Raw genomic sequence first — 14165 nt, 5'->3', positions numbered from 1 at the left:
TATCCTCTGTCAATTGATATTGGTGGTCACCTGACCGGAAGCCGGACGGTAACTGAAACTCATGAATGCATCAGTACTACCTTGCGGATCCTGATACTTGCCATCACTACCCTTACTCAAACTATTGACCAGATAGTAGCGGCAGACCGAGTCCAGGCCGTTATTGGTCACACTGACATAGTATTTCAGGTCATTGCCGCTACCGCTCACCTCGTTGAAGCTGGCGGTAGCCTTGGGTGGGTTCTGTAATAATCCCTCCCAAATCTTGAGACAGCGCTGGGCTGTCAGGTTGGCCGGATCAACATCTATGCCACCCCCTGCCGATGTATCCATGGGATAGCCAGGCGAGAGCTCACCATTGCTGACCTGCGTCTCGGTCGGGGTCGTCAGATAGAAACGAGAGCCGTCATACAGCACAGTGTTCTGACCGTCTTCCTTGGGACGTCCTTCTGCCTCCCACTGGGCCCGTACCAGCGAAACCGCAGTGGCGAAACCGCCAGAGACCCCTTCCACGCTGGCCTTCTTGGCTTCATCGGTCACATCGAGGAAGCGAGGCAGGGCGGTCACCGCCAGTATCCCCAGGATAACGATGACGATCACCAGCTCGATCAACGAGAAACCGGCAGCCCGACTCGTCATCATCGACGCGGGATGTCTTGGTGCCATTCGATTTGTTGCCATGGTCCCTCCGTAATAACCCGCATTATTTCATGCAGATATAAAAAAATCATTTAACTGAACCACACTATCGGCCTCATTCAAGGCTTTAGTGTCACTCTGCCATCATAAAATTGATAAATCAGCCAATTATCTTCCCACCCGAACTCGCATCCCGTGCCATCTCGGCTCGCCATGGCCTGCAACGGCGGCAGGGCCTGGCTCTGTGTGCCAATGATCGACGACCAGAGCTGGCGGCAATTTTCCGAAGGGGCCAGCTGCGCATCAACACCCTGTGGCCAGCCCCTGGCATCGAATTGCCAGGCCACCCCATCTGCATGCAGGACGGCGGGACGGCGCTGATCCAGCCAGAGACCGTGCAACCTTTGTACCCGCTCGGCAAACTGCTCCCCCAGCAGGGTCAGGCTGAGGGCCAGCGCCTCGGCCCTGTGGCTACGATAGCTCTGGGCCAGGGTCGCCACCATGATCAGCAGCAAGATCAGCACGGCCATCCGTCGATACCCTCCCAGCCAGCGATCATCCTGTTGTGACTGTCTGTTCAACCGCACCTCTCCCGCACCCCGTTGACCACCCACTCAGCATCAGGCCCCTACGTTGAAATAAAGAGTCTGCTTATTTTCCGCGTACGGCGCTCATCATTCCCCCACCAGGAGGAGTAAAGATACCTGCTTATTTGCCGCGTACGGCACTCATCATTCCCCCACCAGGAGGAGGAAAGATCATTATTTACCCCTTACAGCACTCATCATGTCCCACATGGGCGTAAAGATACCCAGTGCCAGCACCAATACCATGACGGCCACGATCCCGATCAGGATGGGCTCGATACGGGCGGTCAGGCTCTTGAGGTCATAATCAACCTCTCGCTCGTAATATTCCGCCGCCTCGTGCAACAGATCATCCACCTGACCCGTCTCTTCCCCCACCGCTATCATCTGCATCACCAGGGGCGTAAACAGACCGCTGCTGCCGGCGGTGCGCAGCAGGCTCTCGCCCCGCTCTATACCGGCCCGCATGTCGCGGATCTGACCCGCCATATAAGCGTTGTCCACCGCATCGGCCACCAGGGTCAGTGCAGTATTGAGCGGCACACCAGCCTTGAGCATCATGGAAAAACTGCGCGCAAAGCGGGCCAGCAGGGAGCGCTCTATGATGGTGCCGACGATGGGCAATTTGAGTTGCCATCTGTGCCAGGTCAGCTTGCCCTTGACAGTGGCGACCCAGCGCCGCCAGCCAAACACCATGGCCAGCAGCATGCCGAGCAGCAGCCACCAGTAGTTGACGAAAAAGTGGGAGGTAGCGAGCAGAATGCGGGTGGCCAGCGGCAGCTCGACCCCGAACTTGGCAAACATGCCGGCGAAGACGGGGATCACCATGATATTGAGGATCACCATGGCGATGCCGATGGCAATCATCACGAAGCTGGGATAGCGCATGGCGGTCTTGATCCGCTTGCGGGTCTCCATCTCCAGCTCGAAATAGTTGGCCAGTTGCAGGAAGGCCTCTTCCAGCTGACCCGTGTTCTCGCCCACGTGAATGATGGCGACGAACAGGCTGCTGAACACCCTGGGGTGCGCCTGCATAGAGCTGGACAGGGGCCGACCGTTGCCGAGATCTTCTCCCAGCGCATGCAGCGCCCGCTTGAGCGGCTTGCTGTGGGCTGTCTCTTCCAGGCCAGCGATGGCACGCAGTATGGGAATGCCTGCCCGGGTCAGGGCGTACATCTGGCGGCTGAATACCACCAGCTCGTCCAGCTTGACGCCACCTTCCAGCAGCAAAGACCAGTCGATGGCCACGGATTTCGCCTTGCCGGGTTTGAGTTCGGTGGGCATAACGCCACGGCGCATCAGCTGCTCGGCGGCAGCCATCTCGTTGGCAGCATCGACCACGCCATTGACGGCATTGCCCTGACTGTCGCGACCCTTGTAGGCGAAGGTATTCATGCCGCGCCCCGCACAAGCCGAGTCGCAGAGCGCTGCCGTCCGGGTTGCTCATTGCCGATGAAGTTGGTCATCACTTACCCCAGGTCCTCGGCCAACCGCAGCACCTCGTCCACCGACGTGATCCCTTGGCGGGCATAATCGAGCGCTGTCAGGGCCAGCGGCCGGTAGTGCTCATGCTGACGCGCCGCCTTGGCAAAGCCTTCCGCATCGTTGCGGCGCAGGGCATCCATCATGGGTTGATCCAGCTCCAGCAGCTCGTAGACACCGATCCGGCCAGAGTAGCCGGTGAAGTTGCAGCTCTGGCAGCCACGTCCCTTGTGGTAGACATGCTGACCCGGCGCCTCGCCGGAAATCACCCTTAGCCAGGTCGCCTGCCCCTCGTCAGGCGCCTTCTCCTCGACGCAGTGCTCGCACACCCGCCGCACCAGCCGCTGGGCGATGACGGCACGCAGCGCGCTCGCCACCAGATAGCCAGGCGCGCCCATGTCGATGAGACGCAGGGCGCTGGTAACCGCATCGTTGGTGTGCAATGTGGTGAGCACCAGATGGCCCGTGATGGCGCCACGCAGGCCTATCTCCACCGTCTCGTTGTCCCGCATCTCCCCCACCAGCAAGATGTCCGGATCCTGACGCAGGGTGGAGCGCAACACATGGGAGAAGGTGAGGCCTATCTTGGGATTGACCTGCACCTGATTGACCCTGGGCAAGCGGTATTCCACCGGGTCTTCCACCGTGATGATCTTGTTGCTGGCCTGATTGAGTTCAGACAGAGCGCCATACAGGGTGGTGGTCTTGCCGCTCCCGGTCGGGCCTGTCACCAGTATCATGCCGTGGGGGCGTTTGAGCTGGCGACGGAAGCGGGTCAGGATCTCCGGCGGCATGCCGGTTTCGCTCAGCGACAATATGCCGGAGGATTGATCCAGCAGACGCATCACCACGGACTCGCCGTACTGCACCGGCATGGTGGACATACGCACATCCACGTCCCGACCACGCACCTTCATGTTGAAGCGGCCATCCTGGGGCAGTCGCTTCTCGGAGATGTCGAGCCCGGCCACCAACTTGAGGCGCAGCACCAGCGCCTGGGCAATGCGCACTTCGTTGAGAATATTCTCGTGCAGTATGCCGTCGATCCGCTGGCGAATGCGCAGCACCTTCTCATCCGGCTCGATATGGATATCGGACGCCCCCACCTGCACCGCATCCTCGAACAGGGAGCGCAGCAGCTTGGCCACCGTCGCCTCCCCCTCGTCGCCGGCGCCCAGGTTGCTGGAACCCAGCTCGAAGCCGGAGTCCTGATACTCCTCGTGCAGCTGTTCGGCAAAGCTCTCTATCTCGCGGGTACGGCGATAGAGGCGGTCGAAATACTCGAGCAGCTGACCTTCCCGCGCCACTGCCAGCACCATTTCCCTGGGGCTGAGCAAGGCCGCGATGGCGTCGAGGGCGCTCAGGTCCGCCGGATCTGACATGGCCACAGTCACCCGGTTGTCGGTGAGATTGACCGCCAGGGCACGATAACGGCGCGCCTGAACCTCGGGCAGAAGCGGCACCGCAGAGGCGTCTATGGTGAGGTTGTTGAGATCGAAGAAGGGCACGTCCAGCTGGCGGGCGAGGAACTGCAGCAGTTGCACCTCGCTGATGAAGCCGAGATCGATCAGTGTGGTGCCCAGCTTGCGGCCGGTCTGACGCTGCTGCTGCAGGGCGAGCTGCAGTTGATCATCCGAGATGATCTGCTCTTGTACCAGCAGGTCGCCGAGGCGCATTTTCAGTCTGGGTTGTGCCATGCAAACTCCAAAAAAGTTAACCGTCCCGCCCGTCAGGGGGCAAGCTGGGCAATTCGCTGTTCAATCCAGCGGGTCGACGCCTCGCCGAGGTTGCCATGCAACTGGGCATTGCGATAGGCATCGAGCGCCCGCAGGCTGTGGCCCTGGCCATCTTCGGCCACACCTAGCCCGAGCCACCAGCGCCCCTGATCAGGCTGCTGACGCAGCAATTTCACATAGAGCTCCGCCGCCTCGGCGTTGCGGCCCAGCTCCTGGGTCAACCCGGCCCAGGTGGCGTAGTAATCCAGGTTGCTGGCCAAGTCAGGTTGATACCCGGTCAGCCAGCCAAGTGCCTTGAGCTGATCGCCGCCGCTGATGGCAAGCCGTGCCAGCAGCAGACGAAAATCCGCCTGCGCCGGATCGAGCCGTATCCCCTCTTCCAGCAACTGGCCAGCCTCACTCAGCCGCCCTTCGCCGTAGAGCAGACCCGCCAGCTGTTCGCGGGCGCCCTGATTGTGGGGGTCGTGAACCAGCACCTGATAGTAGTTGTCCTGGGCGTCGCGCAGTTGCCCTCTGGCCATGGCGGTAGTGGCCTTGCGCTCGGCCAGGGTGGCCAGTTCGGCCTCGGAGAGGTTCACCGTCTCTATCTTCAGCACCCCCGGCTTGCGCGGCGGCGGGGCGACCGCCTCTTGTTCCGCTTCCAGCTCGGCGTAGAGCTCAGGTTGCAGCTCTTCATCGCTTGGCGGAGCCTCTTCATAGGCAATTTCATCCTGCTCTTGCGCCAGCCCGGGTTCGACTGCAGGCCGAGAGCGGGTCTCGGGCCCGGAGCCCGGTGTGGGCAAGGCCACCACCAGATCCACCGGCTCCTGCTCTACATAGGTCGGCGTGGCGGGCACGGCGCGGGCAATGGCATCCGCCCCCGGCTCGCTGGCCTGGGCAAGACTCTGCTGCCAGTAAATCCAGGTCCGCCAGCCCAGAATGCCGAGGGCCAGGCCGCAGATCAGGGTCAGCACCAGCATCCACCAGCCCTGTTGCCGCACGGGCGGCACATAGACGGCCCCCTCGCCGCCCTGCTGACGCTGCTCCAGATCCTTGAGCATCTGGTTGATCACGCTCATGGCCAGACTCCATAAGCCAGGGCACACCCCAGCAACAGTAACAGGGGCCACCAGCGCAACGGCGCAAAGCGGCTGGCATCATCGGTATCGCGAATGGCGAGCCGCACCAGACGGCTGTCGATCTGGCGCCCCCCCTGGCCATAGGCCAGCATCAGGCACTTCTGCGCCAGTATGTTGATAAGCCTGGGGATCCCGCGCGACGCCCGCCACAGCAGGCGCATGGCACGACCGGCAAACAGCGGCGCACCGCGATAGCCGGAGATCTGCAATCTGTGCTCCAGATAGGCACGGGTCTCGTCAAAGCGCAGGGGGCGCAGGCAGTAGGAGAAGCCGATCCGCTGACGCAACTGGCGCAAATGAGGCTTTGCCAGCCGGGCGTCCAGCTCGGGCTGACCGAACAGCACGATTTGCAGCAGCTTGTTCGACTCCGTCTCCAGGTTGCCAAACAGCCGGATCGCCTCCAGGGTCTCGTCCGGCAGAGCCTGCGCCTCGTCGATCAGCACCACCACTCGACTGCCCTGTTGATGCAGGCTGATAAGGTGGCGATGAATACGATCCGTGAGATCCAGCTCAGCCCCCTCCCGCACCGACAATCCCAGCTCCAGCGCCAGGGCGGTGCGCAGCTCGGCCGGCGTGAGGTGCGGGTTGGGCAACCAGGCCAGACGCACGGGGTGAGCCTCAGACCCCAGCTCGCTCAACAGCTTGCGACAGAGCAGTGTCTTGCCGGTACCCACCTCACCGGTCACCTTGATGAAGCCCTCCCCCTGTGCCAGCGCCCAGTTCAGCACCTGCAACGCCTCTTCGTGGGGCGGCAAGCCATAGTAAAAACCCGTGTTGGGGGTGAGGCCGAACGGCGCCTCCTGCAAGCCGAAGTGGTTCAGGTACATGGGTTGTCACCTGCCATCCCGAGCAAGCAGCCTGCAGTGACGCAGGGCAAGAGGGCACATGGGGTAAGGCTGACCGCGCGCTGCTTCATGGCTTAGCCCTTGGGCGGATACCACTTGTCCAGCAGATCGGCGCTGCGTTTCAGCTCGTTCTGCCAGGTGTCTTTCTCCACCACTGTGGGCTTGAGCAGGATCACCAGCTCCACCTTCTTGGTGCTCTCGCGGCGGTTGGTGAAGGCTTCGCCAATCCAGGGAATGTCCCCCAGCAAGGGCACCTTGCTGACGATCTCCTGCTTGTCGGTCTTCATCAGGCCACCAATGACGATGATGTCACCGTTGTTGGCCTGTACCACTGTATCGGACTCGCGGATCGAGCTCTTGGCGAGCGGCAGTTCCAGCCGGCCACCGGAGGTACCCATGTCGATCACCTTGTTCTGCTCTTCCGTATCGATAACGGAGGGATGGATATGCAGCAGCACCTTGCCCTCTTCGTCGATCTGCGGCGTCACGTCCAGCGAAATCCCGGAGAAAAAAGGTGTCAGCTCAACGTTCGGAGTTCTATCCGACACCCCGGACGAGTTGCTGGTAATGGTGGTCGAGGCCTTGGTGACGAAGTACTCGTCCGTCCCCACCTTGATCACCGCCTTCTGGTTGTTGGTCGCCGTCACCCTGGGGCTGGAGAGAGTATTCACATCCCCCTGGGTCTTGAGCAGATTGACCGCCACGTTGAAGTTGCCGTCGGAGATCTTGAAGCCGGCCCCGCCCCCAAGGGCGGTGAAGATCTGATTGGGGGTCGTGGGCAACTGGGTCGGCGCGAGAGAGCTGCCACCGGTAATGCCCTTGTTGCCATCCCAGCTGGCGGAGAGACCGCTCCAGTCCACCCCCTGCTCGTACCCCTCGTTGAGGGCGACCTCCAGGATCCGCGCCTCCAGCACCACCTGACGCTTGAGGTGAGTCTCGGACTGGCTGAGGAATTCACGCACCGCCTTGAGCTCTTTGGGATAGGCACGGATGGTGACCAGACCCGCCTGCGGACTGGTGATGACGGCGCGGCCATCGCCGCTGCCGATCAGCATCTCCAGCGAGGTGCGCAGATCGGTCCAGTAGTCACTGTTGGTGTCTGTCTCGATACGGGTGCCGTTGCTGCTGTTTGAGCCGGAACTGCCGTTGGACGAGTTGTTGCTGCCACTGCTGTTGCCGTTGGCATTGTCGACACTGCTGTTATTGCTGTTGTTGTCGTTGGCCGTCACACCGCCGGTACTGACAGAGGTGCGGGACAGACCCCGGCGGGACATCATCAGATAGTTCACAGGTATGGTTTCGGTGCGCAGGCCAGCCGGATAGACGTGGAACACGTTACCCTTGCGCTGCACGTCGAAGCCGTACATGTCACCCACCACGGCCAGCACCTCGGGCAGGGTCACGTCCTTGAGCTCGACGGAAACCAGCCCCCCCACCCCTGGATGCACGGCCACGCTGTAACGGGAGCCCTTGAACAAGGAGCCGAAAAACTCCACAGCTTCCACATCGTGGGCGGCGATGCGCAGCCGCTGTTCCGGCATGCTGATGGCCTGGGGCGGCCGGTTCATCTGCAGCAGTTCGCTTTGTACCGACTTGGGTACGGTCGCCAGGGCGCCGACCTTGTTCTGCTCGGTCATGGCGTGTTTCAGTGCGTCCTTGGCCTGCACGGGTTCGGGGTGCCGGTAGCTGGTACAGCCTGCAGCCAGAACGGCTACGGAGATCAGGCAGAGATGATTTTTTTTCATGTAATGAGTGCACCCTGACTTGCAATTAAACTCGACAAACCTTGCCCCGCCCATCCCGGGCAGGGCCCGTTCAGATACGGACCTTGCTGGCAAACAGGGTCAGCGACCGGCGCTTGCCCCCCTTCTCCAGCACAACGGCATCTGCACTGATGGCCACCAGTCGATATCCCTCGACCTGCTGGCCTACCCGGTAACTTTTCCCGTTGAGCACCGCCAGCGCCGGGCCGTTGCCCAGCACCACGCTCTGCAACTTGGGCAGACCGGCGCTCGGGCTCTCTACCGCCCCCGCCTGGCTGTTGACTCCCTCGAGCGGTTCGGTGGGATCCTGCAGTACCTCGGCCTGGGCCACTGAGCCCAGCAGGCAACACAATAGCGTCAGCCATCTAACCACGAATAAACTCCTTGCTGGTGCTCAGGGTGTAGATTTCCATCTCCACCACCGCCTTGGGGTGCGCTTCCACCCGATAGTCAAACTGCTTCCAGTAGAAGTGACGAGGCAGCGCCTCCAGCGCTTTCAGGTACTGATACACATCGAAATAACCGCCTTCCAGTTTGAGGCGAATACCGTGCTTGAACAGGTTGATGCCCTGATCCCCCGCCATCAGCGGCTCAGGGGCGAGGGAGGTCAGCGCCAGCATGTGCAGATTGGTGGAGCGTGACAGCAAGGCCTCCAGTACCTCCGGCATCTCGTGGGCCGGGATCAGATCCACCGTCTGGGCCTTGAGTTCGGCATCCAGCTTGCCAAGCTCACCCTCAACCCGCGCCAGCTGCTCCCGTACATTCTGATCGGGATCCCGCGCCAGACGTGCCTGCTTGCCCAGATTCTCGAGATCCATGATCTCCAGATCCCGCTGGGCCGAGGTCAAGGCCGCGCGCTCCTGCTCAAGGCGTAGGGTGGCATCATCCAGCCAGCCATAAATGCCACCAGCACAGACCAGCACCAGACCGGTCAACAGTATCAATATCCGCTCGCGCTGGCTGAGGGCGGCAATCTTGTCTGCCCACGCCTGCCATTGTGCTTTCAGGCTCATCAGGGCTTCTCCCGCTCGATACCGCTGAGCTGGAAGGCCAGGCGGCCCTCCTTGTCACGGCTCAGGGTCAATTCACCAAACTGCTTGCCCGCCAGCGACGGTGTCTGCTTGAAACGGTTTACCCAGGCGGGCACATCCTGGCTGCGACCGGCAAAGCCGGAGATATTGATGCGCCCCTCGGCGATCTCGATCCGCTGCAAGGAGAGCTGTTTGTCCCGAATGCGGGAGAGATCGGCCATCAGGCCGGCGTAGCCCTGGGATTTTTGCAACGCCAGGCTGCCCAACTGACGCATCAGCCCCTGCTTGGCAGTCAACTCTTCCTGCTTGTTGGCCAGCTGCTGTTGCAACTGTGTGTTGGCCTGATGGCGAGTCAACGCGGCATCCAGCCGCTGGGCCTCCCCACGTTTGACCTCCAGCGCCGCGCGCACCTGTGCCAGTTCACGGCTGACCCCTTGCTGCTGCCAGCCGTAAAAAGCGGCCATGCAGAGCAGCAGGATCACGCAGCCCCCCCACACCAGCGCCATCTGATTGAGGCTGGCCCACTGGCGTTTGGGGCGAAACTCTGCGCCATAGAGGTTTATCTGACGTTTCATCAGGCAGGCTCCCCGATGGCTGCGGCGTAGGCCGACAGGTACTCAACACCGGCCAACACAGCCTTGTTGGCCATGGCGGAGACGGCAAAACCGAAGGTCTGCTCCATATGGCGCACCAGGGTGCCGATGAAGGAGGAGGCGATGGCGAGCTGCATCTGGCCAAGCTCCGGCAGCTTGAGCTGGCCGGCCAGATAATCGAGGGAGCGCTGGATCTCCAGCGCCAACGAATCGAGCAGCATGCTGTCCGGCTCATGCTCACCTGTGAGGGCGGTGAAACCTCGCAGCTGGCGGGAGAAACAGAGCCCGCCCTGATGGAATACCAGCAGTTGAAGATCCTGCCCCCTGGGTTGCCACAGCAACATGCGTACTGTGTTGTCGGCCTCATAAAGCGCCGTCATGGCCAGCTCGTCGCTGACGATGGCATCCAGACTCGCTATGCTGTTGACCGCATCCGCCAGTTGCTGCACCCGCGCCTTGGGCACGCAAATCACGTTGATCCGCGGCCTGCCAGCAGGCGGAGTGGGCAAGTCCACGTAATCCATGGCGAGCTGCAACACGGGCTCGTTGACATAATCCTTGATGGCCCAGGGCAGAGCGCCCGCCATTTCTGCCTCGGGCACGGCGGGCTTGTCGATCTGGACTTGCTGATAAAGAGTGGCGGCGAGGGCGACCCGCACTTTAGACTTGGCGAGGCCATGGCGACTGAACAGCTCGCTCATGGCAAGCGGCCACTCTTGCGGGCCGTTGATGGCGCGGGTGGCGAAGACAGGGGGGTTGCCCAGCGAGGCCAGCATGATCCGGTCGCTGGCAAGCAGGAGCCCCACCTGACGGCTTGGGGTTGAACGTCTGAAAAGTTGTTTCATTGAAACCCGCACCTGGCTGCATAAAACGCATTAAACCTTAGCATAAACAGGGCATTAGCCTCCAGATAAATGACGGATTACTCATTGTTACCCAGTTCGACCCGCCCGCAGGCGTTTACCCTGCAACCAGCCCGGCAGCCCTCGCCACTGGAAGCCATCTTCCACCCTCTGCTGCGGCAATACGACGTCCAGCTCTGGTGCAAACGAGATGACCTGATCCACCCGACCATCTCGGGCAACAAGTGGCGCAAACTCAAGTACCAGCTGCAACATGCCCGGGAACAGGGCATGCAGCACCTGCTCTCGTTTGGCGGTGCCTATTCCAACCACATTCATGCGCTGGCGGCAGCTGGGAGTCAATCTGGCCTGAGAACTACCGGCATCATACGTGGTGAAGCAGAGGCCGTCAGCAACTCCACCCTGAGCGCAGCAAAAGGCTGGGGCATGGATCTCATTTTTGTCGACCGCCAGAGTTACCGGCGGCGTCAGGACCCCGACTGGCTGGCCCAGTTTGCGGCATCCGATACCCTGATAGTGCCGGAAGGAGGCAGCAGCCCGCTCGCCATTCCCGGGGTGGCCGAGCTGGTCGAAGAAGTGCCCTTCTCGCCGGATCTCTGGGTACTGCCCTGCGCCAGCGGCGGCACCCTGGCTGGCCTGATCGCCGGCAAACGGGATCGGGAGCAGATCCTCGCCATCGCGGTACTGAAGGGGGGCGGTTTTATCGCTGACGAGGTGTGTCGCCTCCATCCCGCCGCGGCCAGCACGCCCGGCTGGCAGATAGCGCTGGATCACCATGATGGTGGCTATGCCAAATTCAGCCCGGCCCTGTGGCAGTGGGTGCAGGATTTCAGCGCCGAGACAGGCCTGCCGCTGGAACCCATCTACAGCGGCAAGGCGATGTGGGGCCTGTTTCGCGAGCTGGCCGCCGGGCGCATCCCCCGTGGCAGCAAGATAGTCTTCATCCACACGGGTGGCATGCAGGGACTGGCGGGTTTGAAGGAGCAGGGCCGGATCTGAGGGCAGCCCTGCGGCCACACCATCAGGCGCCGGCCGGTTCCATCAACAGCCGCTCCGGCTCGGCGAACCAGGGGCCCTGACCGGCATGAACGCCGAGGTGGCGCAACATCTTCCACTCGTCGCCACTCTCCACCCCGACGGCGATCACCCGGGTACGGGTGTTGGCGCAGCCTCCCACCAGGCTGCGCACCGCCATCTGGTTGACCTGTCGGGTGTGGATCTCCCGCACCAGACTGGGGTGGAGCTTGAGGAAGTTGATCTCGAACTCCTTGATGTATTGGGTACTCACCACATCCTGACCGGCGTGATCGATGGCCAGCTGGCAGCCCAGCATGCGCAGCGCCCGCAGCGGCCGCTTGAGCGCCTCGTAGTGGCGAGTCACCTGAGCTTCGGATAATTGCAGGATCAACCGCTCGTTGGTGCTGCGCGGCAGCTGGAACAGATCGAAGAAGAGCCAGCGCTGGAACTCGCGGTGCAGCAGGCTCTGAGCGCAGAGGGTCAGGCTGATGGGGCAGCTCTGCTCTGAGCGCTGACGCAGCAGCCGCAGGGTCTGCTCCGCCACCAGCCGATCCAGCGGCAACAGCAGCCCCGCCTTCTCTGCCATCGGCATGAAGACGCCAGCCTGCAACTCCCGCCCCTGCTCGTCGTGAATGCGGATCAGCAAGTCCTGCTGCAACACCACCTGATCCCGCTCCTGCTGCACCGGCTGGACGTAGAAGTCGATGCCGTGCTCCTCGATGCGGCGGCCGATCAGGGTGCGCCAGCGTACCGTGCCCTTGCTGCTCTGCTCCTCATCCAGCTGCTTCTCGTAGAGGAACCAGCCGGTGTGACCCTGCAGCCGCGCGCTCTTGAGCGCCAGCTCGGCCTCTTCCTGCACCTTGAGCAGGGAATCCTGCGCCTGATAGCAGACGGCGCCTAGGTAGACGGCGGTCTCGACATTGACCGCCGCGGGCCAGTGCAGTCGCTGCAGGCTCTTGTGCAGCTGACCCACGCCATCCACCATTTCGCTCTCGGACATGTTGGGCAGCAGCACGGCAAATACCTGACCGGCATAGCGGGCCTGCAGGGCGCCGTTGTGCTTGCGCACGAAGGCGGCGATGGAGGCACTCGCCTCCATCAGCAGATCCTGGCTCTGGCGCCCACTCAGCTCGGGATCCAGATCCTCCAGACCGGCGAGCTCGATCAGCAGCACGCCGCCGCTCATCACGCTCGCCTCCATGATGGCGCTCTCCAGCCGGTTGTCGAAGAACAGCCGGTTGCCTATGCCTGTCATCTTGTCGACGAAGGCATTGCTGCGGATGAAGTTGTCGAAGCGGCTGCGCTCCTTGCGGGCATCCGCCAGCTCGGCCAGCAGATGATCCAGGGCCTGACTGGCGGAGACGGGCCACTCCTCCGCCGGATCGTGTGCCAGCTTGGTGAGCTTGTTGTCGAGAATAAGCTGGGCCCTTTCGGCCAGCAGCTCGGCACCTCGCAGTTGCAGCCGCAGCCAGCGAATGGAGTACCAGAGCCCGAAGATGACGATGAAGATACCGAGGGAGATGCCGGACATGGCCTTCATGGAGTATTCGAACTCCTTGAACGGTCGCTCCAGCTTGAAGTCGGCTTGCATGCCTGCCTGATGAGAGATGGGCTGGCTGTAGGGGATCAACAGACTCTCGTCGGTCTGCTGCTGCACGTCGCGAAACCAGTAAATCCGCTGCTTGCCCTGACGGATCTCCAGCTCCACCACGTGAGCCGAACGCAGCAGAGTCGGCAACCAGCGGGTGAGCTCCTGATGGTCATCGGCCACATCCAGCTGCTTGTCGATCACCTCGACCAGAGAGTTGACCTTCTTTTGCTGCAGCTCCATCCCCAGCTCACGGAAGCTGAACACACCGCCGAGCAGCACCATGGCCATGGAGGCGATCACGCACAGGGTAATAAACGAGACAAGCTGAGTAGTCAGTTTCATATGCCTTCCGTATGCCCGACAACATCCATGTGGCTTCATCGTATCAGCCAACGCCGAAGCGCGCCTATGGACGAAGATCCCGCTTCTGGAATTAAGCGGGCGAGCATAACCAAATGGGCACAGGAACACCAAGCCTGACACAAAGCCATCCGTGAAAAATGGCTACCGGGGCAGAAAAATGGGAGTGGAGTGGCGGGATCAGGGATTTTCAGGCAGAAAAATGGTCCCACTAAGGGGACCGAAAGAAACACTCATATCAAAACTAACACTCTGTGCTACTGACAAAAAAACAGATACAGGAGTATTGAACACACGGTGAGTCAAACCGCACGACTACTCTAGCCATTTCAGATAAGCTGGACAATTGTCACTTATGACAGGTAAGCGATTGAATCTTCATCAGCGTGATTTATAAAAACCATATTTATCATTGAGTTATAATTTATCATTGCCACGGCGCGCCCTGCGGATCAAATTGATACAGCTAATGCACCAGAACAACGCCTCCCATTTGCATCCCATCCGTGTATCAAACCCGTCCTCCTTGCGACAAATCCC

At 61.3% G+C, this 14165-nt stretch carries 13 protein-coding genes; 1 reads left to right on the top strand and 12 read right to left on the bottom strand.

From position 1 onward, the window contains the following. Nucleotides 1–9: 9 nt before the first annotated feature. From AC1P02_RS06960 to AC1P02_RS06910, 11 genes are all read right to left on the bottom strand, one after another. Nucleotides 10–681, bottom strand: coding sequence for a type II secretion system protein (locus AC1P02_RS06960; RefSeq protein WP_058394769.1), 672 nt, complete (start codon nt 679–681; stop codon nt 10–12). Between the two features lie 77 nt (nt 682–758). Continuing rightward, nucleotides 759–1220 carry a hypothetical protein gene (locus tag AC1P02_RS06955; RefSeq protein ID WP_485184692.1) on the bottom strand — a complete coding sequence of 154 codons (462 nt, stop codon included), beginning with the start codon at nt 1218–1220 and terminating at the stop codon, nt 759–761. Nucleotides 1221–1400: 180 nt separating this feature from the next. After that, on the bottom strand, nt 1401–2621 hold the full coding sequence (mshG, locus tag AC1P02_RS06950; RefSeq protein ID WP_429235608.1) for an MSHA fimbrial biogenesis protein MshG: 1221 nt from the start codon (nt 2619–2621) through the stop codon (nt 1401–1403). Nucleotides 2622–2695: 74 nt separating this feature from the next. After that, nucleotides 2696–4405, bottom strand: coding sequence for an MSHA fimbrial ATPase MshE (mshE, locus tag AC1P02_RS06945; protein WP_485184690.1), 1710 nt, complete (start codon nt 4403–4405; stop codon nt 2696–2698). A gap of 32 nt (nt 4406–4437) precedes the next feature. Continuing rightward, nucleotides 4438–5502 (bottom strand): tetratricopeptide repeat protein, encoded by a 1065-nt coding sequence (locus tag AC1P02_RS06940; RefSeq protein WP_485184688.1) that lies wholly within the window; start codon nt 5500–5502, stop codon nt 4438–4440. After that, on the bottom strand, nt 5499–6389 hold the full coding sequence (locus AC1P02_RS06935) for an ExeA family protein (RefSeq protein ID WP_485184686.1): 891 nt from the start codon (nt 6387–6389) through the stop codon (nt 5499–5501). The genes AC1P02_RS06940 and AC1P02_RS06935 overlap by 4 nt, the downstream gene beginning before the upstream one ends. A 92-nt stretch (nt 6390–6481) precedes the next feature. Beyond that, nucleotides 6482–8152, bottom strand: a complete 1671-nt coding sequence (mshL, locus tag AC1P02_RS06930) for a pilus (MSHA type) biogenesis protein MshL (protein WP_212540612.1) — start codon at nt 8150–8152, stop codon at nt 6482–6484. 70 nt (nt 8153–8222) lie between these two features. After that, nucleotides 8223–8543 carry a SctD/MshK family protein gene (locus tag AC1P02_RS06925; RefSeq protein WP_485184684.1) on the bottom strand — a complete coding sequence of 107 codons (321 nt, stop codon included), beginning with the start codon at nt 8541–8543 and terminating at the stop codon, nt 8223–8225. Next, nucleotides 8536–9183: a hypothetical protein gene (locus tag AC1P02_RS06920; RefSeq protein ID WP_059168890.1), complete on the bottom strand. Its 648-nt coding sequence runs from the start codon at nt 9181–9183 to the stop codon at nt 8536–8538. The genes AC1P02_RS06925 and AC1P02_RS06920 overlap by 8 nt, the downstream gene beginning before the upstream one ends. Further along, complete coding sequence (locus AC1P02_RS06915; RefSeq protein WP_021139571.1) at nt 9183–9776, bottom strand: PilN domain-containing protein; 594 nt, start codon at nt 9774–9776, stop codon at nt 9183–9185. The genes AC1P02_RS06920 and AC1P02_RS06915 overlap by 1 nt, the downstream gene beginning before the upstream one ends. Continuing rightward, on the bottom strand, nt 9776–10639 hold the full coding sequence (locus tag AC1P02_RS06910) for a type IV pilus biogenesis protein PilM (RefSeq protein ID WP_005316385.1): 864 nt from the start codon (nt 10637–10639) through the stop codon (nt 9776–9778). Before AC1P02_RS06910 ends, AC1P02_RS06915 begins: the two co-directional genes overlap by 1 nt. A 69-nt stretch (nt 10640–10708) precedes the next feature. On the opposite strand from AC1P02_RS06910, the gene AC1P02_RS06905 reads away from it, so the two are divergent. Beyond that, complete coding sequence (locus tag AC1P02_RS06905; RefSeq protein ID WP_485184681.1) at nt 10709–11656, top strand: 1-aminocyclopropane-1-carboxylate deaminase/D-cysteine desulfhydrase; 948 nt, start codon at nt 10709–10711, stop codon at nt 11654–11656. 22 nt (nt 11657–11678) lie between these two features. Here AC1P02_RS06905 and AC1P02_RS06900 read toward each other — a convergent pair whose 3' ends face one another. After that, entirely contained in the window at nt 11679–13607 is a 1929-nt protein-coding gene (locus AC1P02_RS06900; RefSeq protein WP_485184679.1) for an EAL domain-containing protein, read from the bottom strand. Nucleotides 13608–14165: the final 558 nt, after the last annotated feature.

The organism is Aeromonas sp. TS_SC_11 (assembly GCF_057318915.1).
The sequence above is the reverse complement of the archived record's forward strand: the minus strand, read 5'-3'. Positions and strand labels throughout refer to the sequence as shown.